Origin of the sequence: Methanogenium marinum (assembly GCF_028912405.1) — an archaeon.
In the GTDB taxonomy this organism is placed as follows: domain Archaea; phylum Halobacteriota; class Methanomicrobia; order Methanomicrobiales; family Methanomicrobiaceae; genus Methanogenium; species Methanogenium marinum.
The window spans coordinates 1,184,962-1,209,535 of sequence record NZ_JAKELO010000002.1 but is presented as its reverse complement, the minus strand read 5'-3'; the positions used below and the strand labels follow the sequence as shown (position 1 = coordinate 1,209,535).

Annotated in this window: 23 protein-coding genes and 1 pseudogene; 15 read left to right on the top strand and 9 right to left on the bottom strand. The window is 41.5% G+C overall.

Going from position 1 to position 24,574, the window contains the following annotated elements:
* Positions 1-4: 4 nt before the first annotated feature.
* From L0665_RS06240 to L0665_RS10855, 7 genes and pseudogenes are all read left to right on the top strand, one after another.
* Complete coding sequence (locus L0665_RS06240; RefSeq protein ID WP_274924835.1) at positions 5-307, top strand: V-type ATP synthase subunit F; 303 nt, start codon at positions 5-7, stop codon at positions 305-307.
* Positions 298-2,055, top strand: a complete 1,758-nt coding sequence (locus tag L0665_RS06235; RefSeq protein ID WP_274924834.1) for an ATP synthase subunit A — start codon at positions 298-300, stop codon at positions 2,053-2,055. Before L0665_RS06240 ends, L0665_RS06235 begins: the two co-directional genes overlap by 10 nt.
* Positions 2,052-3,431 carry a V-type ATP synthase subunit B gene (locus L0665_RS06230; protein ID WP_274924833.1) on the top strand — a complete coding sequence of 460 codons (1,380 nt, stop codon included), beginning with the start codon at positions 2,052-2,054 and terminating at the stop codon, positions 3,429-3,431. The genes L0665_RS06235 and L0665_RS06230 overlap by 4 nt, the downstream gene beginning before the upstream one ends.
* 5 nt (positions 3,432-3,436) lie before the next feature.
* On the top strand, positions 3,437-4,066 hold the full coding sequence (locus tag L0665_RS06225; protein ID WP_274924832.1) for a V-type ATP synthase subunit D: 630 nt from the start codon (positions 3,437-3,439) through the stop codon (positions 4,064-4,066).
* Positions 4,067-4,424: 358 nt separating this feature from the next.
* Positions 4,425-4,721, top strand: coding sequence for a terminase gpP N-terminus-related DNA-binding protein (locus L0665_RS06220; protein ID WP_274924831.1), 297 nt, complete (start codon positions 4,425-4,427; stop codon positions 4,719-4,721).
* A 75-nt stretch (positions 4,722-4,796) separates the two neighbouring features.
* On the top strand, positions 4,797-4,955 hold the full coding sequence (locus tag L0665_RS06215; protein ID WP_274924830.1) for a hypothetical protein: 159 nt from the start codon (positions 4,797-4,799) through the stop codon (positions 4,953-4,955).
* Between the two features lie 139 nt (positions 4,956-5,094).
* Positions 5,095-5,274 (top strand): annotated as a pseudogene (locus L0665_RS10855) (V-type ATP synthase subunit D); the annotation flags it as partial.
* 138 nt (positions 5,275-5,412) lie between these two features.
* Here L0665_RS10855 and L0665_RS06210 read toward each other — a convergent pair.
* Both L0665_RS06210 and L0665_RS06205 read right to left on the bottom strand, forming a co-directional pair.
* Positions 5,413-8,655, bottom strand: a complete 3,243-nt coding sequence (locus L0665_RS06210) for an SIR2 family protein (protein ID WP_274924829.1) — start codon at positions 8,653-8,655, stop codon at positions 5,413-5,415.
* A 191-nt stretch (positions 8,656-8,846) separates the two neighbouring features.
* Positions 8,847-9,095 (bottom strand): type II toxin-antitoxin system HicB family antitoxin, encoded by a 249-nt coding sequence (locus L0665_RS06205; RefSeq protein WP_274924828.1) that lies wholly within the window; start codon positions 9,093-9,095, stop codon positions 8,847-8,849.
* Between the two features lie 42 nt (positions 9,096-9,137).
* Between L0665_RS06205 and L0665_RS06200 the strand changes: the two genes are divergently transcribed.
* The 6 genes from L0665_RS06200 to L0665_RS06175 all read left to right on the top strand — a co-directional run bounded on the left by L0665_RS06200 (position 9,138) and on the right by L0665_RS06175 (position 14,011).
* The gene (locus L0665_RS06200) at positions 9,138-9,368 is read left to right on the top strand and encodes a V-type ATP synthase subunit D (protein ID WP_338036423.1); all 231 of its coding nucleotides are present in this window, start codon (positions 9,138-9,140) and stop codon (positions 9,366-9,368) included.
* 62 nt (positions 9,369-9,430) lie between these two features.
* Positions 9,431-9,799 (top strand): DUF7557 family protein, encoded by a 369-nt coding sequence (locus L0665_RS06195; RefSeq protein ID WP_274924827.1) that lies wholly within the window; start codon positions 9,431-9,433, stop codon positions 9,797-9,799.
* On the top strand, positions 9,799-10,071 hold the full coding sequence (locus L0665_RS06190) for a type II toxin-antitoxin system RelE family toxin (RefSeq protein ID WP_274924826.1): 273 nt from the start codon (positions 9,799-9,801) through the stop codon (positions 10,069-10,071). Before L0665_RS06195 ends, L0665_RS06190 begins: the two co-directional genes overlap by 1 nt.
* 487 nt (positions 10,072-10,558) lie before the next feature.
* A complete protein-coding gene (locus L0665_RS06185) occupies positions 10,559-11,167 on the top strand; it encodes a DUF4352 domain-containing protein (protein WP_274924825.1) in 609 nt (202 codons plus the stop codon).
* A gap of 427 nt (positions 11,168-11,594) precedes the next feature.
* Positions 11,595-12,752 carry a serine hydrolase domain-containing protein gene (locus tag L0665_RS06180; protein WP_274924824.1) on the top strand — a complete coding sequence of 386 codons (1,158 nt, stop codon included), beginning with the start codon at positions 11,595-11,597 and terminating at the stop codon, positions 12,750-12,752.
* Positions 12,753-13,219: 467 nt separating this feature from the next.
* On the top strand, positions 13,220-14,011 hold the full coding sequence (locus L0665_RS06175) for a hypothetical protein (protein WP_274924823.1): 792 nt from the start codon (positions 13,220-13,222) through the stop codon (positions 14,009-14,011).
* A gap of 312 nt (positions 14,012-14,323) precedes the next feature.
* Here the strand turns inward: L0665_RS06175 and L0665_RS06170 are convergent, their stop codons facing one another.
* The 3 genes from L0665_RS06170 to L0665_RS06160 all read right to left on the bottom strand — a co-directional run bounded on the left by L0665_RS06170 (position 14,324) and on the right by L0665_RS06160 (position 17,824).
* Positions 14,324-15,523 (bottom strand): ammonium transporter, encoded by a 1,200-nt coding sequence (locus L0665_RS06170; RefSeq protein WP_274924822.1) that lies wholly within the window; start codon positions 15,521-15,523, stop codon positions 14,324-14,326.
* Positions 15,524-16,401: 878 nt separating this feature from the next.
* Entirely contained in the window at positions 16,402-16,716 is a 315-nt protein-coding gene (locus L0665_RS06165; protein ID WP_274924821.1) for a P-II family nitrogen regulator, read from the bottom strand.
* 295 nt (positions 16,717-17,011) lie between these two features.
* Positions 17,012-17,824 (bottom strand): hypothetical protein, encoded by an 813-nt coding sequence (locus L0665_RS06160; RefSeq protein ID WP_274924820.1) that lies wholly within the window; start codon positions 17,822-17,824, stop codon positions 17,012-17,014.
* A gap of 220 nt (positions 17,825-18,044) precedes the next feature.
* On the opposite strand from L0665_RS06160, the gene L0665_RS06155 reads away from it, so the two are divergent.
* Positions 18,045-18,329 (top strand): hypothetical protein, encoded by a 285-nt coding sequence (locus L0665_RS06155; RefSeq protein ID WP_274924819.1) that lies wholly within the window; start codon positions 18,045-18,047, stop codon positions 18,327-18,329.
* A gap of 167 nt (positions 18,330-18,496) precedes the next feature.
* Positions 18,497-19,273 (top strand): hypothetical protein, encoded by a 777-nt coding sequence (locus L0665_RS06150; protein ID WP_274924818.1) that lies wholly within the window; start codon positions 18,497-18,499, stop codon positions 19,271-19,273.
* A gap of 160 nt (positions 19,274-19,433) precedes the next feature.
* Here L0665_RS06150 and L0665_RS06145 read toward each other — a convergent pair whose 3' ends face one another.
* From L0665_RS06145 to L0665_RS06130, 4 genes are all read right to left on the bottom strand, one after another.
* Positions 19,434-21,173: a TerB N-terminal domain-containing protein gene (locus tag L0665_RS06145; protein WP_274924817.1), complete on the bottom strand. Its 1,740-nt coding sequence runs from the start codon at positions 21,171-21,173 to the stop codon at positions 19,434-19,436.
* Positions 21,174-21,452: 279 nt separating this feature from the next.
* On the bottom strand, positions 21,453-23,141 hold the full coding sequence (locus tag L0665_RS06140; protein ID WP_274924816.1) for a DUF2254 family protein: 1,689 nt from the start codon (positions 23,139-23,141) through the stop codon (positions 21,453-21,455).
* Positions 23,142-23,251: 110 nt separating this feature from the next.
* Positions 23,252-23,479 (bottom strand): hypothetical protein, encoded by a 228-nt coding sequence (locus L0665_RS06135; RefSeq protein WP_274924815.1) that lies wholly within the window; start codon positions 23,477-23,479, stop codon positions 23,252-23,254.
* 401 nt (positions 23,480-23,880) lie between these two features.
* Positions 23,881-24,384, bottom strand: coding sequence for a hypothetical protein (locus tag L0665_RS06130; protein WP_274924814.1), 504 nt, complete (start codon positions 24,382-24,384; stop codon positions 23,881-23,883).
* Positions 24,385-24,574: the final 190 nt, after the last annotated feature.

Sequence of the window (24,574 nt, the reverse complement as noted above, 5' to 3'; positions counted from 1 at the left end):
AGCAATGGAGATAGCAGTAGTCGGAAACAGCGATTTTATTCTCGGGTTCAGGCTTGCGGGTGTCGAAAAGACCGTGGCCGCCGAGGATGACGCTTCACTCACTGATGCCGTAACCAAGCTGATGGCGGATGAGACAGTAGCAATACTGGTCATCCGCGGCAGCGACATGGTACGCCTCCCCGAGCGCCTGCAGACAGAACTTGGCGAGTCCGTCAAGCCAACTGTCGTTTCAATTGGCGGAGAGGTTGGCGGGGTATCGATGCGTGATAAAATTAAGAGAGCAGTGGGTGTTGATTTGTGGAAGTGAAAGGAAATTCAAAAGGAATACTTAAGCGCATCTCCGGGCCGGTTGTCACCGCAGTCGGTCTGAATGCACACATGTATGATGTGGTGCAGGTTGGAGATGAGGAGCTTATGGGTGAGGTCATCAGGATTGAAGGAGATAAAACCATCATCCAGGTGTACGAGAACACCTCTGGTATCAGACCAGGTGAACCCGTAGCTAACACCGGCCTCTCTCTGGCTGTTGAGCTTGGTCCAGGTCTTTTGACCAGTATCTATGACGGTATCCAGCGGCCGCTGGAAGTTCTTGTTAGCAAGATGGGCAATTTCATTGAGCGTGGTGTAACAGCACCTGGTCTCTCACATGAGAAGCTCTGGGAATTTGTCCCGGTTGTTAAGAAGGGCGACTCCGTTGTTGCAGGTACTGTCATTGGTGAAGTACAGGAGACAAACATTCTCACCAAAATCATGGTGTCCCCGAGATCGAAGGGCGGCGTGATTACCGACATTAAGTCCGGTGAGTTTACCATTGACGATGTGGTCTGTACCCTCGACACTGGTGAAGAAATTAAGATGATGCAGGTCTGGCCTGTGCGTGTGCCACGTCCGGTAACAGAGAAGATGAACCCGGATATTCCACTGATCACCGGTCAGCGTATCCTTGATGGTCTCTTCCCTATTGCAAAGGGTGGTACAGCCGCTATTCCTGGTCCGTTCGGGTCAGGAAAGACGGTTACCCAGCAGGCACTTGCAAAGTGGTCTGACGCTCAGATTGTTGTCTACATTGGCTGCGGTGAACGTGGCAATGAGATGACTGAAGTCTTAACCGAGTTCCCTGAACTTGAGGACCCTAAGTCCGGTAAGCCTCTTATGGAGCGAACCGTGCTTATTGCAAACACATCCAACATGCCTGTTGCAGCACGTGAAGCCAGTGTTTACACCGGTATCACCATCGCGGAGTACTTCCGTGATATGGGATTCGATGTCTCACTGATGGCAGACTCAACCTCCCGCTGGGCAGAAGCAATGCGTGAAATTTCTTCACGTCTTGAAGAGATGCCTGGTGAAGAGGGATATCCGGCATATCTTGCCGCCCGTCTGTCTGAGTTCTATGAGCGTGCCGGCCGTGTTGAGACCCTGAACCATGAGTCAGGATCTGTTACGGTTATCGGTGCGGTATCCCCGCCCGGTGGTGACTTCTCTGAACCGGTTACACAGAATACCCTGCGTATTGTGAAGTGTTTCTGGGCTCTGGACGCAAAGCTGTCCCAGCGCCGTCACTTCCCTGCAATCAACTGGCTGAATTCATATTCACTCTACTTAGACACGCTGTCCAAGTGGTATGATGAGAATGTTTCACCTGAGTGGAATGGTCTGCGTATCTGGGCGATGGAAGTCCTCCAGAAGGAAGCAGAACTCCAGGAGATTGTGCAGCTGGTCGGATCTGATGCACTGCCTGATGAAGAGCAGATTACAATTGAAGTCGCACGTATGCTTCGTGAAATCTTCCTTCAGCAGAATGCGTTCGACCCTGTCGACACTTACTGTTCGATGGAGAAGCAGTACGACATCATGAAGGCAATCAAGAACTACGCAGTTCTTGCATACGGCGCCCAGAAGCTTGGTGTGCCGCCAACAAAGATCACCACGATCGCTGCGAAGAATGACCTGCCACAGGTGAAGTTCATGACCGAGTATAAGGAAGAAGTTGCCCGCATCAACAAGGCAATGGAAACCGAAGTCGGCAAACTCAAGGAGGCATACCAGAAATGAAAGAATACCGCACGATCAACAAGATCGCAGGCCCGCTTGTCTTTGTAGAGAAGACTGAGCCGGTCGGGTACGAAGAGCTCGTGAACATTGTCCAGTCAGATGGTACAGTGAAGCGTGGTCAGGTGCTCGATACGTCTGATGATTTTGTTGTGGTTCAGGTCTTCGAGTCTACTGCCGGTATCGGCAGGGACTCTGGTGTCCGCTTCACCGGCGAGACCATCAAGATGCCAGTGAGCCGTGATATGCTTGGACGTATCCTCTCTGGTGCTGGTAAGCCAAAGGACGGCGGTCCGGATATTGTTCCGGAGAAACGTCTTGACATCGGCGGTGCTGCGATTAATCCGTACGCACGCCAGTCACCAGCTGATTTCATTCAGACCGGTATCTCCACAATCGATGCGACAAACACGCTTGTGCGTGGTCAGAAACTCCCGATTTTCTCGGGATCAGGTCTGCCCCACAACGAAATTGCGCTTCAGATTGCCCGTCAGGCACGTGTGCCTGGCTCAACTGAGGACTTTGCTGTTGTGTTCGCTGCAATGGGTATCACCAAGGAAGAAGAGAACCAGTTTATGGCTGACTTCGAGCGCACAGGTGCTCTCGAACACGCTGTTGTGTTCCTGAACCTTGCTGATGATCCTGCAGTTGAGCGTATCATCACTCCACGTCTTGCACTGACAACCGCTGAGTACCTTGCGTTCGAGCTTGGGTACCATGTGCTTGTTATCCTCACCGATATGACCAATTATTGTGAGGCTCTCCGTCAGATTGGAGCTGCCCGTGAGGAAGTGCCAGGACGTCGTGGATATCCGGGATACATGTACACTGATCTTGCATCGCTCTACGAGCGTGCCGGCCTGATTAAAGGTCTGAAGGGATCCGTTACTCAGTTGTCCATCTTAACGATGCCCGGTGACGATATCACGCACCCGATTCCTGATCTTTCCGGATATATTACGGAAGGCCAGATTGTGGTTAACCGTGATCTCCACCGTAAGGGTATCTACCCACCGATCAATGTTCTTCCATCCCTTTCACGGTTGATGAACAATGGTATTGGTGAGGGTAAGACCCGTGAAGACCACAAGAAGGTCACCGATCAGATGTATGCAGGCTATGCGGAAGGTAACGATCTCCGTGGTCTTGTCGCAATTGTTGGTAAGGACGCACTCTCCGAGCGTGACCAGCGGCTTCTTGAGTTCGCTGACCACTTTGAGAACCGCTTTGTCCGCCAGGGACACGACGAGAACCGGACGATTGAGGACTCGCTTGATCTCGCATGGGAGCTTCTTGCAACCCTGCCAGAAGAGCTCTTAGTCCGTATCGACCGTGGTCTGATACAGAAGTATCACCCCAAGTACCGTAAGGAGGCATAATCACCATGGCGCTGAAAGATGTGAAGCCAACACGGTCCGAGCTTATTGGCCTCAAGAGGAGGGTCAAGCTCTCGGAGCGTGGGTATAACATCCTTAAAATGAAGCGCGATGGGCTGATCCTTGAGTTCTTCAAGGTATTAGAGGAAGCAAAGGGCTCCCGGGACGCGGTCGGCGAGAAGTACGACACGGCCCGGCAGATGATTGCTATCGCAAATACCGTTGAGGGTGCCATTGGGGTGAAGGCGGCGGCTATGTCTGTCCGTGAGAAACCCCAACTCACTTTAAAACAGAAGAATATCATGGGCGTTGTGGTCCCTGAGATTGAATCGTCCAAGGTAAAGAAGAGCCTTACCGAGCGCGGCTATGGCGTGCTCGGGTCATCTGCAGTCATTGATGAGACTGCAAGTGCATTTGAGGAACTGGTCGATGAGATTATCCGGGCTGCTGAGATTGAGACGACGATGAAGCGTCTCCTTTCTGAGATCGAGAGCACGAAACGCCGTGTCAACGCACTTGAGTTCAAGGTTATTCCGGAACTCAAGGAGGCCTCCGCATTCATCAAAATGCGGCTTGACGAAATGGAACGGGACGAACTCGTTCGCCTTAAGAAGATTAAGGCGAAGAGTAAGGCCTGATTCTTTTTTTTTTGTTTGATTGATTTACCTTTCAGTCCGTGTCGTCAATATAATGATGAAGAGTGTCGCTTCTCGATCATGATGTATGGTCATATTATCTAGAACTGGCTTGAATGGCTGGTGTTATCTATTTTCTCATTTATTCGAGACTAATTTGATGGTATTTTTGATGACATTTGCTTTTCTCTTATTAATTTATTATTTGGGGATACTGCACTGAGCAACCTGCAATTATCGTATATTTTGGGACATTTGAGAAGATTTTGTAAAAATTTTGTCGTGGTCTATTTGATATAATTTAGTCATTATGACTAATATTGTGCAAAATTATTTATATTGTGGCGTGTAACTATATTGCATGGACCTTCCATTTGACGAAACTCAGGCTAATGAACAATTCATTAGATTATCAAAAAAATATGGCCTGAATCCTGTTATGCTGAAGGAGATTTTGATGCTCAGAAACAAGGGCTTCAATAATGCCCAGATAGCGCAACATACTGGGATCAATAGAAATACTGTAAATAAATATGTGAGTGCTCTGAACGAGATGCAAACTGAAGACTTACTCGCACTTATCGCATTGTTTGCGATAATTGGAATTGGTATTGCTGCAATTGCCGCATTATTTGGCAATTCTAATGGGGGGAACTAGATATGGTGGATTACGGGTGGATGGGGTGCAAAGGTCCACCGGATCGTTGTGCTACTAAATTAGGGAGGTACTAGTATGACAGCAATACAAAAACGCAAGTGTGATATTAAAAAATTGAACCATGTAAGCATTAATTTGCCAAAAGAAGCATTTGCACCTGAAGCACGTACATTTTGGATTGGCGCGCTTGTCGGTGCAACTGCACTCGCAATTCTTGCAAAGAACAGCAATTAGAACAAAGAGGAAATTCCTCTTTTAACCTATTACATTCTTCTGGCCTTTATATTGAACTGATCGAACATTGCTATTGTCTGAAATCTGATAGAGGTTCATTTTCAGTGGAATGCTTTTGGATTATTTTTTCAGGTTGTATGATATCGAGACGACGATGAAGTGTCTCCTGACATAAATTGAGAGCACGAAACGCCGTGTCAACGCACTTCGGGTTCACGGTTATTCCGGAACTCAGAGGAGATTTTCAGCATTCATCAAAATGTGGCTTGACGAAATGGAACGGGGCGAACTCGTTTGCTTTAAGAGGATTAAGGCCTGATTTCTTTTTTTGTTTGGATTTTGGTTTTCTTAAATAAGTCTAAAATTTCCTAGGATTTGGTACGTAAGCATTGCAGTGGTCTGTGCTAACTACTAAACTTAGGATATGAAAAATAGGTATCTGATTGTTCTCTGAAATTTAATCTTTACGGACATCCGCAGCAAATGATCCTCGCAAATTGAAACCAATCTTACATAGGACCCTATCGTTAATTGAAGCAAAAAATCTTGGGAAAAATATAATTGGATAGTCTAAATTATCTAAAGAAAGTATTTTTATAGACCCCCTTGTTCTCTCAGCATTAATTTCGATGATTTCTCCTTCAAATTCTTTAATAACTCCATTTTCAGTAAAATAATGTGCATCAGACATCGAACTCCTGGACAATACCCATTGGGAGAGTGAGCCTAATTCAGTGAATATTCTCTTTGATTCATTATAATATTCTCTGTAAAATAATAATATTCCATAGTTGTACTGCAAATTTATGTCTGAATAAGTTTTGAACATATACCATTTATTTAATAATTCATATTGGACATCAGGATCATTCTTGTATTTCACTAGACCGATTGTCGCTTGTAATCTCAATAAGTCGGAATTAGTATCATCAACAATTAAACCTTCATCAACAATATTTTGAATGTCATTTAATATTCTTAAATTTTCTTCCGTTTCGATTAATTTTTTATTGCATGATCCGAGAAGATCTGTATACATTAAGTATGCTTTTACCTTGTAACCAATGGCGCTTTGATACTGGGTAGCAAGTGTTTCGATGAGTGCTTCAAAATCTTCAATTCTCTTTAATGATGTTAAAATTGAGAATTTTTCATTATAGAAAATGAATTGATCTTTTTCATTTAATGAGCATATTGCTTCTTCGCAGAGATCCAGTGCTTTGGAATACAGTTTAAATTTCTCTAATTCATCAGTAATTTGCTCAGATTCTCTAGAATATAACACAATTTGACCATGGTATGAATTCTTATTTTTAAAATGTCCAGTTCTGCCTCGTTTAAAATTAGATTCTGCGATTCTATATGCCTCTAAAGATTCATCATGTTCATTCTGCGCCTCTAAATATTGGCCTTTGCTTGAATACAATTTTCCAAGTGATGTGTAAATATTTTCATCTCTTTCGAAAGGATCTTTGATGCTTAATGCTGTTTTTAGTAAAGATTCAGCCTTTTCATAATTTTTATCATTTCCCTCCAATTCCAATAACGCATAATGGTGAAATAAAACTCTAGACTTAATTTTTGAACAAGCAATTTCAAAAATATCCTTTTTTAAATTTAAATTTAAATCTTTATAATGGGAGTTTGAGCCTGCACCTGTAACTAAAAGTTTCTCTATCTTTTTCACTTCAACGCTATAAGATTCATTGACTTTGCTTATGATCTCAATAAATTTTTGTGCTTTTATTGTCGGTTCCATTAATTCAAATTGGACTGTGCGTTGAGCAATTATTGGGTGATGAACCCGATATTCGATATTATCATCTTCATTAGATTCATAAAAAATCACTTTTTCTAACTGGCCTTTTTCAACTTCCTTTAGGAAAGTTTCATATTTCTGTCCGGAACATCTCACTAATAAATCTTCACTTGGATTGATATTGTAATTATTAAATAGACATACATATTCGTAGATATTTTTTGGCCAATCCGCCAATCGGATATATTGATCATGAATAATTTTGTTAAGTGGTCTTCGTGTTTCATCAATTATCGTATACATTAACGCAAAGAATGATTCATTAATATCAGGATTGTCTATTATTCCAAATAGATCTGCTTCAGTTTCGATTAAATTTAGATTTGTCAAATATTCCTTAAATGCATTAAGTTCATTATCTGATACTGTCTCAGATAGGGAATATGTAACAAAATTTTCTTTAATTTTGTTATCTAATAGATTGTCTCGATCAGCAAAAATCATTGAAAATAATCTTCCTCTAGAAGTTAGAAAATCAAATGCTCTAAAATAATCCTCGATAAAAGACGAACAGTTATCGCAGATTATTAAAGTTCTAGCCTTAGAATGGTTCTGTCTTTTCCCTTCAGTAGATTTTATCCTTGTTTCTAAATGCTCAAGGAAATAATCCAATTGTCTGTAATCAACATAATTTCCTTGGGGTTTCATAATAATTACTGGATATCCCGATGTATACCAATCATAAGCTAATCGATTTAGAATGATTGTTTTTCCAGATCCTGCCGGTCCGGATAAAAATGTAATGGCATTTTTTTCTATTTGAGAATTATTTATTAATTCGAAAAGATGTTTTTTTAATCCATTCAAAATATTTTTACCATATATTGAGCTTTTTTCTGGATTTAGAGATCCATCAAATGAATAAACTTCCCTTATGAAATCCCAATGGCTATAATATGGATAAAACGAAGTATCTTCATTATTAAAAAATGATTTCATATCTTTGCATTTCGATTCCGTTGATTCGGAATTCAAAAAAATAAAATTATCTTTTGATGATTGTGCAACAGCGAATGGTATATCAAAAGGCATTCCTCTGATATGAATCGTATTATCGCATTGGGTGAATTTAAATGGTTTATCTTTAAACATCGGATAAACTAAATCAACAAATTCCTCGCAAGTGGCTTTAATAGTCTTAATATTGTATTGATCAAAAAAACGCTGAACTTTTGGTGAAGGTTGACTCGGAATGATTGCAAAAGATTCACGTATTATATCTGGTTTATTTGTTCGATATAATTCTGCCATTAAGTCGAAAACGAGATGATCCTCAAACGAATAACCAATAAAAATTATTGGCCCTTGCCTTATACAGTCGCTTAAAATATTGTAGAAAAAATCTCGGTTTGAGAAAGAAATATTAGAGTCAGTTCTTGATAAGATTGGATACCCGGCAAGGTCACTAGGGGTATCAATAGAACCGAATATTTTAAAGTAATATAGGAGATCTTTTTTATATTCTATAGTAGATCCGTTATTTTTTACTACTCTAATTCTTCTTCCTTTTAATTCATTTTGAGGAATCCGTTCAATTATCAGATCATAGTTTGTTGTGAAAATACACTTCCAAGGTAATGCGGCAAGGTGAGAATGAATATCATTTGGGTGTAGACCTTCTAAACTTTTTTTTATGAATTTTTCTAAATCATATCTTGTATATTTTCCTGATTCAATGATATCCTGACAAACATCAAAAAAATTTGTAGATGATCCATATTCTACGTTATCAAAATGTGATGTTATTTCATTAAGTAATTGCCCCCCAGAAGGACCTCCAACCCCCATTGATGCACCTGCACCAAGAAAAAGAGTGGCCTGATTAGTACTTATTAAATTTATAGCTCTTTCCATATTTAATCGATATGCTAGTATCTGCATATAACTATCGAAACGATTTTAATAAAAATATAATTGCATCGTAGAATTTCTTATCGGTTTTGCTCAGGGATTGTATAAATTTTCCAGTCCAAATGGTTACACATATCCGAAAAAACGCGTATTCGATGTGCTGAAAAGGTATACTTACCTGTCAAACTTATCGGCGGATGATACCGAAGCTGGTCTTGAACTTATTCGTGAGGCATTGCGGTTGACGAAGAGAAATCAGGAATCTCTATTTTTGTAAGAATTATCTGACTTGATTTTTGGATATTTTGTCCTGATGCAGTCAGATCTTCGACATACAGCTTTGTTGCATCCTCTATGTTTTCCAAAGATTCTTCGTAGGTGTCACCCTGAGCATAACATCCCTGAAGTGCTGGCACATGGGCATAATAACCGTCCTCGTCCTTTTCGATGATGACACTAAACTGAGTCATTGATATTCCGTATCTGAATTTTTTAGGAGATAAGCTTTCAGTATGTCTCTGCATCAGGTTTGGATTCATGGCGTGCTCTGCACCTATGTGGTCATAGATGAAACCGCGAGTGCCTTCGAGGAACTACTCGTCGAGATCGTCCGGTTGGCTGAGACAGGGACGACAATGAAGCGTCTTCTTTCTGAAATTGAGAGCACGAAACGCTGTGTCAACGAACCCGAATTCATGTTTATTCCCTCATTATCAGCTATGGGGCCTATTATGTCGCCATGAAATGATAGGAAGATTGGAAAGAGCGAGGCAGAGAGATCCATGGTCCCACCCAAACACCTAACATGTATGCACATGTAGTATACTGTATGCAGTCCACCTCCATCCGTATCCAGACCACCACCAGGGACCGCCTGCACCGGCTGAAAAAACATCCTCGTGAATCGTTCGATGCAGTGATAACACGACTGCTTGATACAACAATTGATGACGAGCCTCTGAGTGAAGAGACGCTCGCAACCATCGAACGGTCGCTGAAGGAATACCGTGAGGGAATTTACTACACTCATGAAGAGATCTTAGCTGAACTGGGTGTGGCTGAAGACCCGGATACATCTGAGATTGTTGATATTTCTGATACATCCCAAACGGATCGTAAATCGCTAAAAGATAATGCATCCCGGAAATATGCAAAAACAGAAACGGATGTCTGATGAGATATCGGCTCACCTTTTCCTCATCTGCACGTCATTCCCTGAAACATCTTCCCCGGGAAATTATGCTGAAATTCATTAAAGAATTTCATGTGCTGGCAGATGAGGAGAATCCACGAATTTATATGAAAGAGCTTCAGGGTTCAGATAATCCGCCATTTTATTCACTCCGTGTCGGGCAGTACCGGGCGGTGATGTCGATTCTGGATGGTGAGATGGTCATTCATGTGATTGAAGTCGGGCACAGGAAGAGTGTGTACCGGAAGTTTTGAGGATGAAACCATTTGGCTGAGTCAGAAGATGATGAAGAAACTCGTTGGTGTGAATGTCAGAACAATGAACGAGCATCTGAAAAATATATTTGAAATTCAGGAACTATGTGTGTGAGGTGGCAACTATCCGGAATTTCCGGAGTACTGCAACAGTATAGTGCATACAGGGCTTACTTTACAATCGGCCGTATTTTTTATGTGCCTGCTCGATTATGACACTGAACTGAGTCATTGATATTCTGTATCTGAATTTGTTAGATTATGAGCTTTCAGTATGTTGACTTCTGATGTCGTAGATTATCAGGAACAGAAGGTTCTGAGTAAAAAAAGGATTTTGAATCATTTTGGTGTTCAATTTGAATGAAATGACCAAATGTTCTTGTTTTAGCCGCAGATTCTTTCAATTTCTTTATATTATGCATTAAAATGCAGATGGATAGTTTTATTCGTTTCATTTGGCAGTCATATATATACAGAAGATGATTATGTGTCTCTAACAAAAATCTATGTGATCGCTATTGCGATCTGTTTTATTCTCTTTGCAGGGTGTGTGGGGTCCGATGATTCAAACATCCCCCCTGAAGATACTACTCCCGTTCCCACTGCCACGTATGAACCAGATCCTCAACCATCCGAGACCGTTGCGAATACTATCGATGTCGAAACTGTCGGACTAAATGAAATCCTTACGATTCAGAATCCACAGGTAAATGCTGAGATTTCCGTAGATGAGGTCATCAGGGGCAGTCGTGCAAATACCATTGTTGCTGAAAGTAGTCCTGAAAGTGATATGTTCAGTTCCGAACCCGTTCACGGGTATGAGTATCTGATGGTTCATATTCGTATAAAAAATACTGATGATTATTCCTTAGCCGTAAGTCCATATTTTGATCTTCCCGTTTATGCGTCCGGGGGCAGTTATGATCAGGAATCTGTCGACCTCGAAGGGTATCAGGTTCTGGAACCTACGACTCTCCTTTCGGATGAAGAGATAAATGGATGGATTGTCTATATGGTTCCGGTTGGGGAACGTGTCGTATTAGCATATGAACCTCTCCTTCCAGATGAGCCTCTGGGCTTCATTCGTCTGAGCTGATCTCTAAATCTACCGAATAGAACCGGATAAAATCTTTTTATCCGGCAATTTTTTCTTTCATTTTTGTGGTTTTGTGCGTTATGATGCCTCTTTGCGAGCCATCGGGGTCCCTCCACACAGCAGGGCTGCCGGTGGCTTTTCGGGGCAATGATTCTCAGGGATTGTATTCCCGGTATCCGGGATGGTATATGATTTCGGGTCTGTTCATGTGTCTCCTCTCTGATATTGAGAGTACGAAACACCAACGCACTTCAAGTTCACGGTGATTCCGAAACTTGGAGAATATTTCAGCATTCATCAAAATGTGGCCTGACGAAATGGAACACGACGAAAACGTTTGCCTGAAGAAGATCAGGGCGAAGAGTAAGAGAGGTAAGGACAGGGATAGGAAATCAATATTATTTTGTAATAAAATTCATAATATTTTATGATTATGAAAAAGGCAATTGTTTTTTTATTATGTCTATTCACTGCTCTGCTATTCTCTGTCGGATGTGTGCAGTCTGATGTATCCGCACAACCATCAGAAAACCAGTACCTGAACGCTCCTCCGGAAGATGTAAGCAATGAACTGCAACAGATTATTGATTCAGGGTTAGAAGAGACAGGAATTCCTGGCATGCAGATTGAAATATCATCCCCGCAATGGACATGGAATTCAGCAGCCGGTAATGCCTCGTCCATAAGTGGGGAAAAGGCAGAACCCGGAATGAGGTTTATAATAGCCAGTGTCTCAAAGAGTTTTACATCGGTTGCCATCCAGAAACTTTCCGAATCCGGAAAACTCTCACTTGAAGATAAGATTAGCAGCTGGCTGCCTGCTGAACTGGTTGAATCCATTCCTAACGGAGAGATAATCACTATACGCCAGCTCCTTGATCACACAAGTGGCATTGCAGATTATGATGAGGATTCAATCATTCTCATGGAGTATAATGAACCTGAAAAACCGGTAAGTTATCAGTTTAGTCTTGAACAGGGGATAAAAGAAAGCCCGCTTTACCCGCCGGGAACCAGCTATACATACTCAAACGTAAATTACATCCTTCTTACGTTAATCGTAGACAATGCAGCAGGAATCCCATATGCTGATTATCTCCAGCGTGAAATTTTGATTCCTGCCGGACTGAATGATACCTTCCTCCAGCAAACCAACCAGATTCCGGGTTCTCATATGAAGGCAACACTTCTCGGAGAGAATGGAAGTATAATGGATTGTACCAATCTTTATGTCCTCTTCGACAGGGGAGCAGGAGACATAATAAGCACAGCCTCGGATCTAAACAAATTCCACCGTGCACTGCGTTCCGGAGAGATAATTGATTTGGATACGCTGGCGATAATGGAAGAACCCTCAACGCAATCGGGTTATTATGGGCTTGGCTATGCAACGAATCAAATCAAATCTCTGAACATGACAATAATGGGCCATGATGGAAGTTATCCCGGATCAATTACATGCTGGTATTACATTCCGGAATATGATACGTATATTGCCTTCAATTTAAACTGCATGGATGTCTCTATTGAGAGACCAGATAAAGTCCTGAAGTCAGTTCTCTTGTATCTGGAAAGTGTAAATTAAGAGGTAATATCGGGTCACAAATAATTTTGGCTCTTTTAATTTTTTCTCCAATTTTTAAAGAGTTATATTGTGGAGAACCATTCATATCTTCAATTTTTCATATGGCTGGACTCTTTTTTCCCGATCGAACGGTGTATCCTTCTCTTAAGAATAAAAAAACCGTTTTACCCGGATTCCTCTGGTCATGTCTTTCCTGATTGAAATGCCTAAACTTCACCCTCCAGTAGATTTACCTGAGTTACTATTCGCCCCAGTTTATCAACAGGAATTACTGTCACCGGCACGCTAAAAATCCCCAACTACGGCACAATAAAATTCCTCACTGGTAGGACACATATTTCCGTTCGAAGCATCATTGACGTGTCGCACTGGATCACTTTTTCGTGAGCGTTTTCAATCATAATTCCAACACGGAACGGCCGTTTCCATAATAAAATTAAATATAGTTCATTAACGAACACATTCCCATGAGAAAAGATATCAGCATCATATCCGCTGCCATCCTCGTTATTCTTGTGGCAGCAGCCGTAATATCGGCAGGATGCACCGGGAACACCGATACGACCAGCCCGGTTACGGCTACCCCGACACCGGAGGCAACCGCAGTAGAAACACCTGAGACGACCGGCGACGTGACCCCCGCCCCGACAGCTGTGGCAACTGAAGCCCCCGCGACCACCTTTAGAGGAACGGGCAACGAAAATGTGACCGTCTCCCTTGCAAAAGGCGTGCACCTCCTGACTGTTAAGCAGGATTCTTCCGCTGAAAACACTGTTTCTGTCGAAACTGAAAAAGACTACATCAGCGTGAAGAGTACGCTCAATGAGGCCGTCGCAGACGAAGCGGTGCAGGATGGCAAATACACCTGGAGCTATGCTTTCATGCTCGAAGAGGACGCCGAGGCTGACGTGCAGGTCGAAACCACTGGAAACTGGACGCTTTATTTCTCCTTCCCGCAGCAAATCAACGGCATTGTCCCACAGACTTTCAAGGGCATCGGGAACACGGCAACACCCTTCTTCCAGATCAACGAGGGGACGTATAATTTCGCCATCATCGCAGCAAATAATGACGTTGTTGGCGTCCACCTGATGGATTTTGAAGGAAATGATATTGAGGTCGATTACCGCGAGATGCCTCTTGCATTCCATGAAGGATCCTATGATGATGTGGTAACAGTCGCTGTGAACGAAAGCAACAATTATCTCATGAATGTCATCTGTGACGGAGACTGGACGGTTTCTGTTGCAGAAGCGTGATCTTTGTTGATCATATTATCTTTTTTTCGGCAGAATCATGTCTCTCTGATTATTGTCCGTTTTATTGATGTGTTTGCCCTTGCCTCTATGAAATATCCCTTCCCTCTTCGCCATTTGTCAAACCTCTGAGGTCTTTAACCGGGGTCTGATTTTGAGTATTTTTATACCGGCATTGACATTGGTCAGGGACTTTTTTCCCATTCACAATTTTTTCAGTATTTCATGCCTGAATTGTTACCCATGAACATGCGTAAAAGAAGAATAGTAATTGATAGACTCCCAAAAAAGGAAGTCCCAAATATTTTCAACTGATTAGTTTATCGTTTCGCCGTGCTGTGAAATATCAAGTCCGACATATTCCTCCTCTGTTGTCACACGAAGACCAAATACCATATCAACCCCTTTTGCGAGTATCAGTGTCCCGATAAACGCGAATAGAATGGCAGCAAGTGCACCAACTATTTGAAGAACGATCTGAGAATATCCCCCCACAATGAGACCACTTATTCCACCGATTGCAGGAACGGCAAACAAACCGATTGCAATTGTGCCCCACACTCCACCTACACCGTGTATTGCCCATGCATCCAGTGATTCATCCCAGTTGTGTTCAAGTCTGAACAGCAGCGCCCCATAACACAAGAGTCCCGATATGGCTCCAATACATATTGCAGACATGGGACCCACAAATCCTGCAGCCGGAGTGATGGCACCAAGACCCGCTACAGCTCCGGAGATCATACCCAGTGAACTTGGTTTTCCATGAATCCAGGATGCAACCATCCAGGAAAGGGCACCTGCTGCTGCGGATATATTTGTCACAACAAATGCATTTATCGCAATTTCATTCATGGCAAGGGCACTTCCTGAATTAAATCCAAACCAGCCAAACCAGAGCAGGGCACCACCAAGCAGGGTCAGGGGAATATTATGAGGTTCCAGATTATGTTCCCCAAAACCAAGTCGTGATCCGATTACAAGCGCAAGGGCGAGAGCTCCAAATCCGGCTCCGATGTGGACCACAATTCCGCCGGCAAAATCGAGAATTCCCATGGAATAAGCCCAACCGCCGCCCCACACCCAGTGTGCCAGTGGATCATAGATGAATGTCGTCCACAGAAGTCCAAAGATAATAAATGAGCTTAGCTTAATTCTCTCTGCAACAGCGGATGTAATAATTGCCAGTGCTATTGCTGCAAATGAGAGCTGAAACATCATAAAAAGCATATCAGGCACAGGTTCACCAGACATCCCAACTCCCTGAAGCATGAAGTAGTCAAGACCCCCTATGAGACCTCCGATATCAGGCCCGAAAGCGAGGCTGTATCCAACTACTACCCACTGAATCGATACAAGTGCAACTGACACAAAAGAGAGCGTAAGCATTGATATCAGATTTTTCTTTCTTACAAGGCCTCCATAAAAAAATCCCACTGCCAGCGTCATCAGGATAACCATTGCAGTGCATATGAGTATGAAAACCGAATTAATCATAACAGTGTCCGTTTCCATAATCTTAAATCCTCAATTTATCTTTCAGGAAGGAAGGTGGTTTCCATCGCTTTAAAAGATTAACTCAAAGTCACTCACGAAATACCATAGGGGGGGTATAATCACTATAGGTTCTGAATGGTATGATCACATCTCAAAAAATACCTGAAATAAATTGGTATTTCTGGAAAAAGAGTCTGATTGTGTCATATTTTACACGCTTTGATGGAATATCCCTGAGTAATTATCCGGGTACATACGTCTGGAGTCATACTTCATAAATATCATTCTAAATCATGAACGGACGAATTATCCTGCCGGAATGGGTGAAATGCTGCCACCGTACAAGATCGAGAGATAATGACCTGGTGCCCGTTAAGGGGGGCCTGTATCTTGTTTTATTTCTCGTCTCCGCGCAAAATTATTCCTCAATACTCATATACGTGGACAATCATCGTTAGAACACAGAACGGTCGCATTTACCGCATCCCTTTGAGTGGTTTCAACGTGTTGCTCGTGGTGAGGCGGTTTCTGCACCATTCTTTCCGATCCGGATACCCCATCCGGATGATGAAATGTTCATCCGTGCTATAGGATCTCTATTATGATTATCGCACATACTGTTGGAATGCCGGGTAATGAATAAGGAGTCCTGGGGAGGGACGTAACGATACACAAAAAATTGTCTCTTAAAATGACTTCAGGAGATGTTTTCACAGGAGTGATGTATCTGATCTCATGAATGAATTGAGAGGCTCCGGTTTGTTTTCGGTCAAATGAAACCGGGGTTCCTGTACGGCCATTCTTCTGATCTCTGTTTTATCTGAAGATTTTTTGATAGCCTAAAAACGATTTTTTCCTTCTTCCCGTATTTTTTTGACCGAATGTATGGATTCTGTTCACTCTCTTATGGACACGGATCTCTCAACATCATAGACAAATATTTTACCGTCACCGGGCATGCCTGTGTGGGCCGCTTCCTTAATTAATCCAATAACCTCTTCAACATCCGTGTCTTCGATAACCAGCTCAATCTTTACCTTGGGAATAAGATTTACCATAACTTCCTTCCCTCTGAACTGGAGAGCAATTCCACGCTGTTCCCCTCTGCCGTGTATTTCAGTGACAGTTATTGCATTATGGCCATTTTCAATAAGGGTGTTGGATATCTGATCAAACTTTTCAGGGCGGATCATTGCTTCAATCTTCTTCATTTTGTTTTTACACCTCAGAGATAGTATGGGAACACCGTTTTGTGCCATACCTACAGTCCGACTTACATTTCATATCTATCCATGCGAAGACCTGTGAGATCGTATCGGCGATCAGTGAAAGTATGTATGTCCCAATGATGACATAAGCATTGCTGAAAATGGTCACGTACCGGGTTTTTTGGAAATGTGATTGATTCTGTATCCGCACAGTATCATTCAGAATCATTCAGATTATTGGAATTGGGGATATGTCAGTTTTGTCGCTTTCTGACATTCTTCACTCTGTTCACTCAGATTACTCTGTTTTCAGCTCATGCCCTGCCTGTTTTATCTTCTCCGTGAACTGCTGCTCTTCTGCCACGACCCATGGCAGATTCGGCCTGCATGACAGGATGACGAGTGCGAATGCGAGAAAACAGATGAGACTCATGAGCCATTCCTGTGCCTGTGCCATCCGGATTCCACTGGAGAATAGGAAAAGGAAGAAGGCCATGGTGATGAGGATGACGTATTGTTTGAGGGGTGAATCCCCGGCAACCATGCCATACATCCCCGGAAGGACGTGCCGGAGCAGGTAGTAGAGCATGATCAGAACAAGAGGCATTCCCACAACAAGGGTGATCCATGGGTTGAGTCCCAGGCCATGGTTGATGTTGCCGATGTCGCCATGGAGGGAAAACGCCCGTATTGGCATGTAGGCAATCAGTTCTGCCAGGTTCACGATGATGAACCAGAATACGAGGTGATATGCCCACTTCTTCTGAAGCAGGGCCCTGGACAGCAGGAGGTAGATCCCCCCGGTGACAACAATCGCGTGGAAGATCAACGGCATCACCGCGATTATCGCAGCATGCACACCCTCCCCTGCTGCAAAGAGGGCTGAATATTCAACCCCCTCGTCCCAGCCGGAGAGGGTTATAGGATTTCCCCAGTATATCGCAAGAGGATTGGCCATGTTTCCAAGGAGATATGCGGTTGTGCTGTGGATGTGCTCGTGAATGATGACGATGAGGGTCTGGCAAAAGAAATAGGTTGCAAGAACGATTAGCAGATATACGAAGGCGTCCCGTATTTCCTGCTTCCTGTTCATGAAACCGGATGATGTCATATGTTTGTTTTTCATTCCTGTGGTAATAAGTGGTGGTATGGGAGATTTGTTGAATAATTGACCGGGGTGTGGCAGTATGGGTATTAATGCGGTCAAAGCCGGGTTACATTTATGTGATTTGTTTTGGTGAGAGGGTGGGTTTTGGGACGACGGTTTGAAAAAATTGGGATGAGACCACCGGACGCCTGACTTCTTGTTCCCGCAGCAGATAAATGGCATCGTGCCGCAGACATTTACGGGAGCAGCAAACAAGGCAACACCGTTCTTCCGGATCGACGAGGGAACATACAATTTCTCAATCATTGCAGCAAACAATGACGTTGTTGGCGTCCACCTGATGGATTTTGAAGGAAATGACATCGAGGTCGATTACCGCGAGATGCCTCTTGCATTCCACGAAGGATTGTACGATGATGTGGTAACAGTCGCTGTGAACGAAAGCAACAATTATCTCATGAATGTTATCTGTGACGGGAACCGGACGGTTTCTGTTGCAGAAGCCTGATAATTGTTGATATAATCATATTTTTATTTTTTAATGGCAGAATCTCGCCATTTTTATCAGTATTGGCTTTATTGTCGGTTTCCTGCTGAATATGGTCAGTCCCTTTCACATGGATTTCCCCTGTCTCCCATTCCTTTATACCTGAATCTGGCAAAAGGAATGGATAGATGAACGGCCTGGACATTGATGGTTTTTTCCACCGTGAGGGGATTGAGGTTTTTACCGAGGTTGGTATTGCAGATATTCCCGCTCCCGACTGTGATTACGTACGTGAATTTTTCCCCGGAGCAGATTCTGTAATTATTTTTGCAAAAGAGATTCCTGCTCCGGTCTACCGGATGCCGCCGAAAGAAAAAACAAGGGAGATGCTTCAAATTGCCGAGGCACTGGACAGGACTGCCGCTCGCCTATTTGATCTTTTCAACGAGAGAGGTATCCCTGCAAAGCCGGTCCCTCTCTATCTGCCGGTAACGATAACGGATGGGACGGTCCGGGGACTCGTCCGGTTAAAGAAGGTCGCCGCTGCCGGAGGGCTCGGGATGATTGGCAAAAGTTCTCTTCTCATAACGCCCCAATATGGCCCACGGGTTTTTCTAAGTGGGGTGGTGACCGGTCGTGAGGTTCCTGCATCTTCTGAATCTCCGGTATCTTCTGCATCTCCGGTATCTTCTGCATCTCCGGTTTCTTCTGATTCCCCGCTCTGCACCGGCTGCGGGCTCTGTACCAAAAACTGTCCCGGAACCGCATTCGGGCCCGACGGAAGGGTGGATGCATTCCGGTGCATGACCATCCGCCCGTGGGTTCCTCCTGTGGTTGTTCCGGTGGCAAAGTGGGTTTTGGGACGACCTGTGCTGCTCAGATGTATTGCTCCCTTCGCCCCGTGTATTGCACGGTTTGCAACGATGCCATGCAGTGAGTGTGTGACGGGGTGTTTGAGGTTTTGATCATCTGGGCTCTTTTCTTATGGACGGCTGTTTGAAAAAATTGAGATTGAAACCACTGGAAACTGGACGGTTTTTGTTACAGATGCGTAATCTTATTTTTAATATTTTTTAATTGTCATAAATCAGTAATTTTTGAAAATATTACAAAATTGAATTTATCTCAATGGATTAATTCTGGTTCTAATCTTTTCCAAGCATCCTGTACAGGTAATGGTAATTCTCTGGCTTTTTCCACTTTAAGATTATGCTCAAAAAAAACATGTTTTATTTCTTCTTCTGAAAGATTCAGATCTTTATTGATCGTTTTGATATAATTGATAATTCCAGGAGCAATAAAAGCAGATCCAGAATCGTTTGGATTAAAGGGAGGGTAATCTCTCAAAAAGTCTGAATCGTTTTTTAACCCTCCACAATTGTTTGGCCCGTTTAAATCAATATAGAGCAATTCAAGATAAAGAGTCATAGCATTTTGTGAGTTCCCCGATGCTTTTAATATGTCAGCTTTACTGAGTATTGTATTCCTGAATAAACCCATGTCAAGGTTATTGAAATGATTTGACCCACTTCTGTCAATCATCTCCAAAGCAACTTCTTTCTCAGAAGGATCTCGTCCCATAATCATTTTCAGATTATCTGTAATACGACCAAATTCTCTTGATTCTGCATAATTTGTTCCAAGGATTTTTTCAATTGTTTTGTGAGTCCGAACCTTACGCACTTTCTCTTCAAATCCCTCGATTTGATCAGTTCTCAATAGAATCTTTGTTTTTTCAACTGGATCGGTTCTGACACTGATTTCTTCTTTGCAGTGTGGACATTTTCTCTTGCCCTTAGGCATTTTGTCTAATAATTTGTGACAATATGGACATTCCGGTTTTGGTCCGGAATCCGATATTTCATCAGACTTGGATTTTGGAGCTGCTCCGGTTTTCCTCATTTCTGCAAGAGACTGTTTTACTCCGTTATGTGCTGTGGAAAGAATGGATTTAATTGATGAAGAGAATTCAGGACTTTGCATTAGGTCGGGGAGAACAGGTGATCGGACATCTCCATCCAAAGAAATATTTGCAAATGACATGATGGGATTTGATGGGTATTGCATATTTAATTCGTAAATTGGATAGGTATCTTTTCCAAATTTGTCCATAAGAATTGATTCAAGTGATTCTTTGAATAGATCGGGGTATTCTTTGATATATCGCTTATTTGTGAAACCGACAGATGAACTAATTGAAATTATCTCGTCAATTGTCAAATCCATCTGCATCAGATACTTACCCAGAAGAACAACGCTGCTACTGTAACTGGTCTCATTTACATGTTCTAATACTCTGGATAGAGTTTCTTTATCTTTGTGCAAAATTGCAGACATTATGAGGGCATTTGCGGAATAGGAGAGGAATGAGTTGTTTTTGTGATATTGACGAAGATTCAAAATTGTGTCTGTCGCATCTGAATATTTCCCTGATATCAGATGGCGCTCTAATCCATAATAAAAAATAAATGCATATCCGATATCAATAGGTTTTGTGGTATCTTTGAGCCAATTTAAGTAAACGAATCTCTGTTGAGGATTGAGTCCTTCATAGGATGGATAATACCCAAGTTCTTCTACATTCTTAGGATTTGTTCTCAAATCAATGGGCAATTTGGTGTAAATCAGGCTGGGTTCTGTAACGTCATGAAATGAAAATGTAATCCTGAACAGTTCATTCTCGTATGAAGTGCTTTGGTCACTCCTTGGATTGTAATTTTTAAATTTCCCATCACCAAACCAGAGAAGTTGTTTGATATTTTCAGATATCTTCATATTTTCGAAAAATGGGGCCGGTTTTTGGGATGTTAGTATTTCAGTATTATTTTGTTTTTCAGTTATTTTTTGAACGTTTTTTTCATTCACCCGACCTTTTTTATTTAGAAAGTCAAATAATCCCATTATTTATCACTGATTTTTGATTGAGGTTTTCACACCTTAAAGTTATTTATAATCGGAATAATCCCCATAATTATCAAGGATACAAGATTCAGTTGCTAACTGAAAACTATCACTAATGATCCTGTTACTCATAAATTCCAAATTTAAGACAATAAACAGCTAATATTAAATTCAATATTCTGCTATTTTGTTTGAATTATGATGTTATGCTGTTGTTGGGACAATAAAAAAATCCATTAATATTTACAGACGTTTGGTTATACTACCATTTTCGGTTCCATCAACATGAGGATGTTGATCTAGCTTATTTAAAATCTCACCACTTTTTTCTTCAAGTAAACTATTCCAAGAATATAATTCACTTATAATATTGTAAAATTCAACTCCGAATAAAGGATACCAATATTCCTTTTCAGTTTCGATTTCCATTATAGTTTCATGAAATGCTTCTGAGTTTTCTAAACATAACTCTAAAAATTCAAAATAATCGGCTATTTCTTTTTTATCGTTTGATGAATAGTGAGGAATAGAGGTCCAGTTATTTTTCTTTAAATAGCAAAATCCAATTGATAGCAATAAAAATTTTTGTCGATATTCTATAGGGTCAACAAAAGAGTTTGAATAAAGTGAAGTTTCAGGTGATACGTAATAATATTTATCACCACTTCCATGATAGAAATAGGCACACAATAAATGGAATGGATCAAGGATAATTGGTGGTTGATTTAGAATATTTGTCATATTTGTTCGCGGATTTGTACAGTCAAATAATTCCTTTAAATAGGATCTTGCATCGATTTTACCAATATCTATGCAATAGACCAAATATGATCCGACATCAAAAAATAGATTGTGAACGATCAAGGTTGATTCTAAATTTGATAAATTAAATATAAGTTTGTCGGTTTCAATCTGAATATTGGAATCCTTATTATTATTGATGTTATCGCAAATTTCAAATATTTCACTCTCAATTTCACTTTTTGCATTAATATCTGTGTTTATTTTGAAATTAATTAGATAGTTTAATTCTTTTATTTCATCTCTATATCTTATCTGGTTAATTTGGGATTCAAATGAGAATGATATTGAATTAATATTAGAATTGTAGCAAAATGCGTGGATTTCTCTCTTATATTGATTGTATTGTTCACTATCGATTATTAGTTTTGTAAAAGTTTGAACATATTTTGATGTTTCGTTTTTAATGTTTGAGTCTAACGAATAATGTAGAATTTCATTAAAATGAATCCAATAGCGATCGAGAACGGGTGAGTCTTCGAAAATTGATTCTTCAAAAATATTGTATAGGTTTTTGTATATTATTTGCACAAATTTTATCCTTTCTTTGTTTTGAATTTTGGTATTTTTTGTGTTTATTGCCAGCGAACGAAGTATGGATATGTAAGATTTAATGAAATTATTTGCTGACTCCCGATCCCTTGCTCGAAGACATGATTTTGTAATTTCTGTAAGAATTTCCGAATTTTTCTCAAAACAATCTATCCCATCATTATTATTTCCATTAAGGCATTTTTGAAGGGAACTTTTAATTCTGTCTGCAATTTTGTCGGCTCTCAAGTATGAATCAAAATTAAAGTAATACATTATCAGAGATGTTAGGAAAATTAAAAAATATACAAAAATTATGGCATAGTATTGAGGACCAAAATTCACCCATATTCCAATTAATGATGAGATTATTGTTGAAAATCCAAATGACAGAGATATCAGGAGGTATCTGTCCTTATAGAAATATTCTGCAACCTTGATACTAAATTTTGTTGAGGATTGCTGGATCAGTATCTGTGATATTGCGAATATCAATGCAATCATAGTTGCAACAATTGTTGCTGTTAAAGAGAGAATTGCCATTGTATCAAAATTCGCAGGGAGAAGTTCTAAAAAATAATCGTGTATGGGGGGACTCATTGTTTTAGGATTATAATTTTTTTATAATTTAATATTTGCCTTAATTTAGATTACTAATCGGGTGTTTCAGAAATATACAGGCGATACAAATGACCCATCTTGTAAGTGTATCAAACACTGTCTTCAAAGTGTTTCTCGAAATCTGCCACCGGTGAGAACCGCTCTTTTCGGATTTTTGCCAGCTTTTCAATGTACTCTTCTCTCAGGGCAAATTCTTCTTCGAGCTGGAACTTCATGAAATTCTCAATCTGTTTGCTCATATTAAGGCCAAGACGTTTGCATTCGGTGGAGTATTTCTCATAGACACTATCTGTTATGCTGAAGCTTTTGACACCCATACTGGTTCCCCTGATTCGATAATCTCCATTAAAATTATTTAATTTTATGGAACATCCCTCCCTCAGTTTTTCTGCCGGGCACATCCGTATGGTCCGGCCCGACCCGACCCGACCCGACCCGTTCTCTCAAATAAATGTCTGAACATTCTTCAGGCTGGGAAATGATGTTTGAGATTTTGCTGCCGGAATGATTTTCCCATCCTGGCAAGGATGACACAGGGAATGATAATACCATGGCAGCAATCGCAGCCATAATTCCTATGACGAGAATAATCGGGGTCTTCACTTCGTTCAGGATATCCCCGTATCGTAACAGAACGTTTGGTGACCAAAGCAGGAAAAAACCTATATTTCCGCTGGAAAAAGGAAAAGAAACGGGCAAAATTGAACGCGGCAATTCGTTACATAAATTCCCATTTTACCGTATTGTGCGATTCATATCTGATATAAAGAATTATTCTTTTGATTTCTAGTGAATGAAGTAAAATATAGTAATTTAACAAGATAAAAAAGGAGTATTGCCGTCTGAAAAATTGGATTCCACCGGAAATAATAGGCTTCGCGCCCGCCTTTGGTACACCGAAAATACCCGTTGCAGGGGCGCGGGGCTGTGGGAAACAAAATTGTTCAACTGTCATATCGTTTTGGTAGGTGAGGAATAAATGACGCTGCCCGGCGGGTGCCTTCATCGACAGGTTTTCAGACGGTTTCAGGGATGTGTTCACCAATCTGTTCTCACCCATTTTTCCGGTTGAACCACCATTAAATTCGGTTTGATGTCCTGTTTTTTCCTGGGAAATGGTCCATGGTAAAGGTAAGTTAATATTACCTGGGGTAATAGTTTTATATGTCAGTCGCCACCGGGTAAACGACTGGCAGAAGTGTGCGTACGTGTGTGATTTCACGCGGACTTCTTCTGTATGCCCCGCTGGTATCTCCTTCTGTGATAGTGGATACTATGCGATTCGTGCGAAGAGAAGATGAATCTCATGAAGACAATTGAAAAAACAACATCCGGAACAGAAACCGGTACGAAATCCAGAACAGAACCCAGAACAGAAACGAAAACAGAACCCGGAACGAAATCCAGAGGAG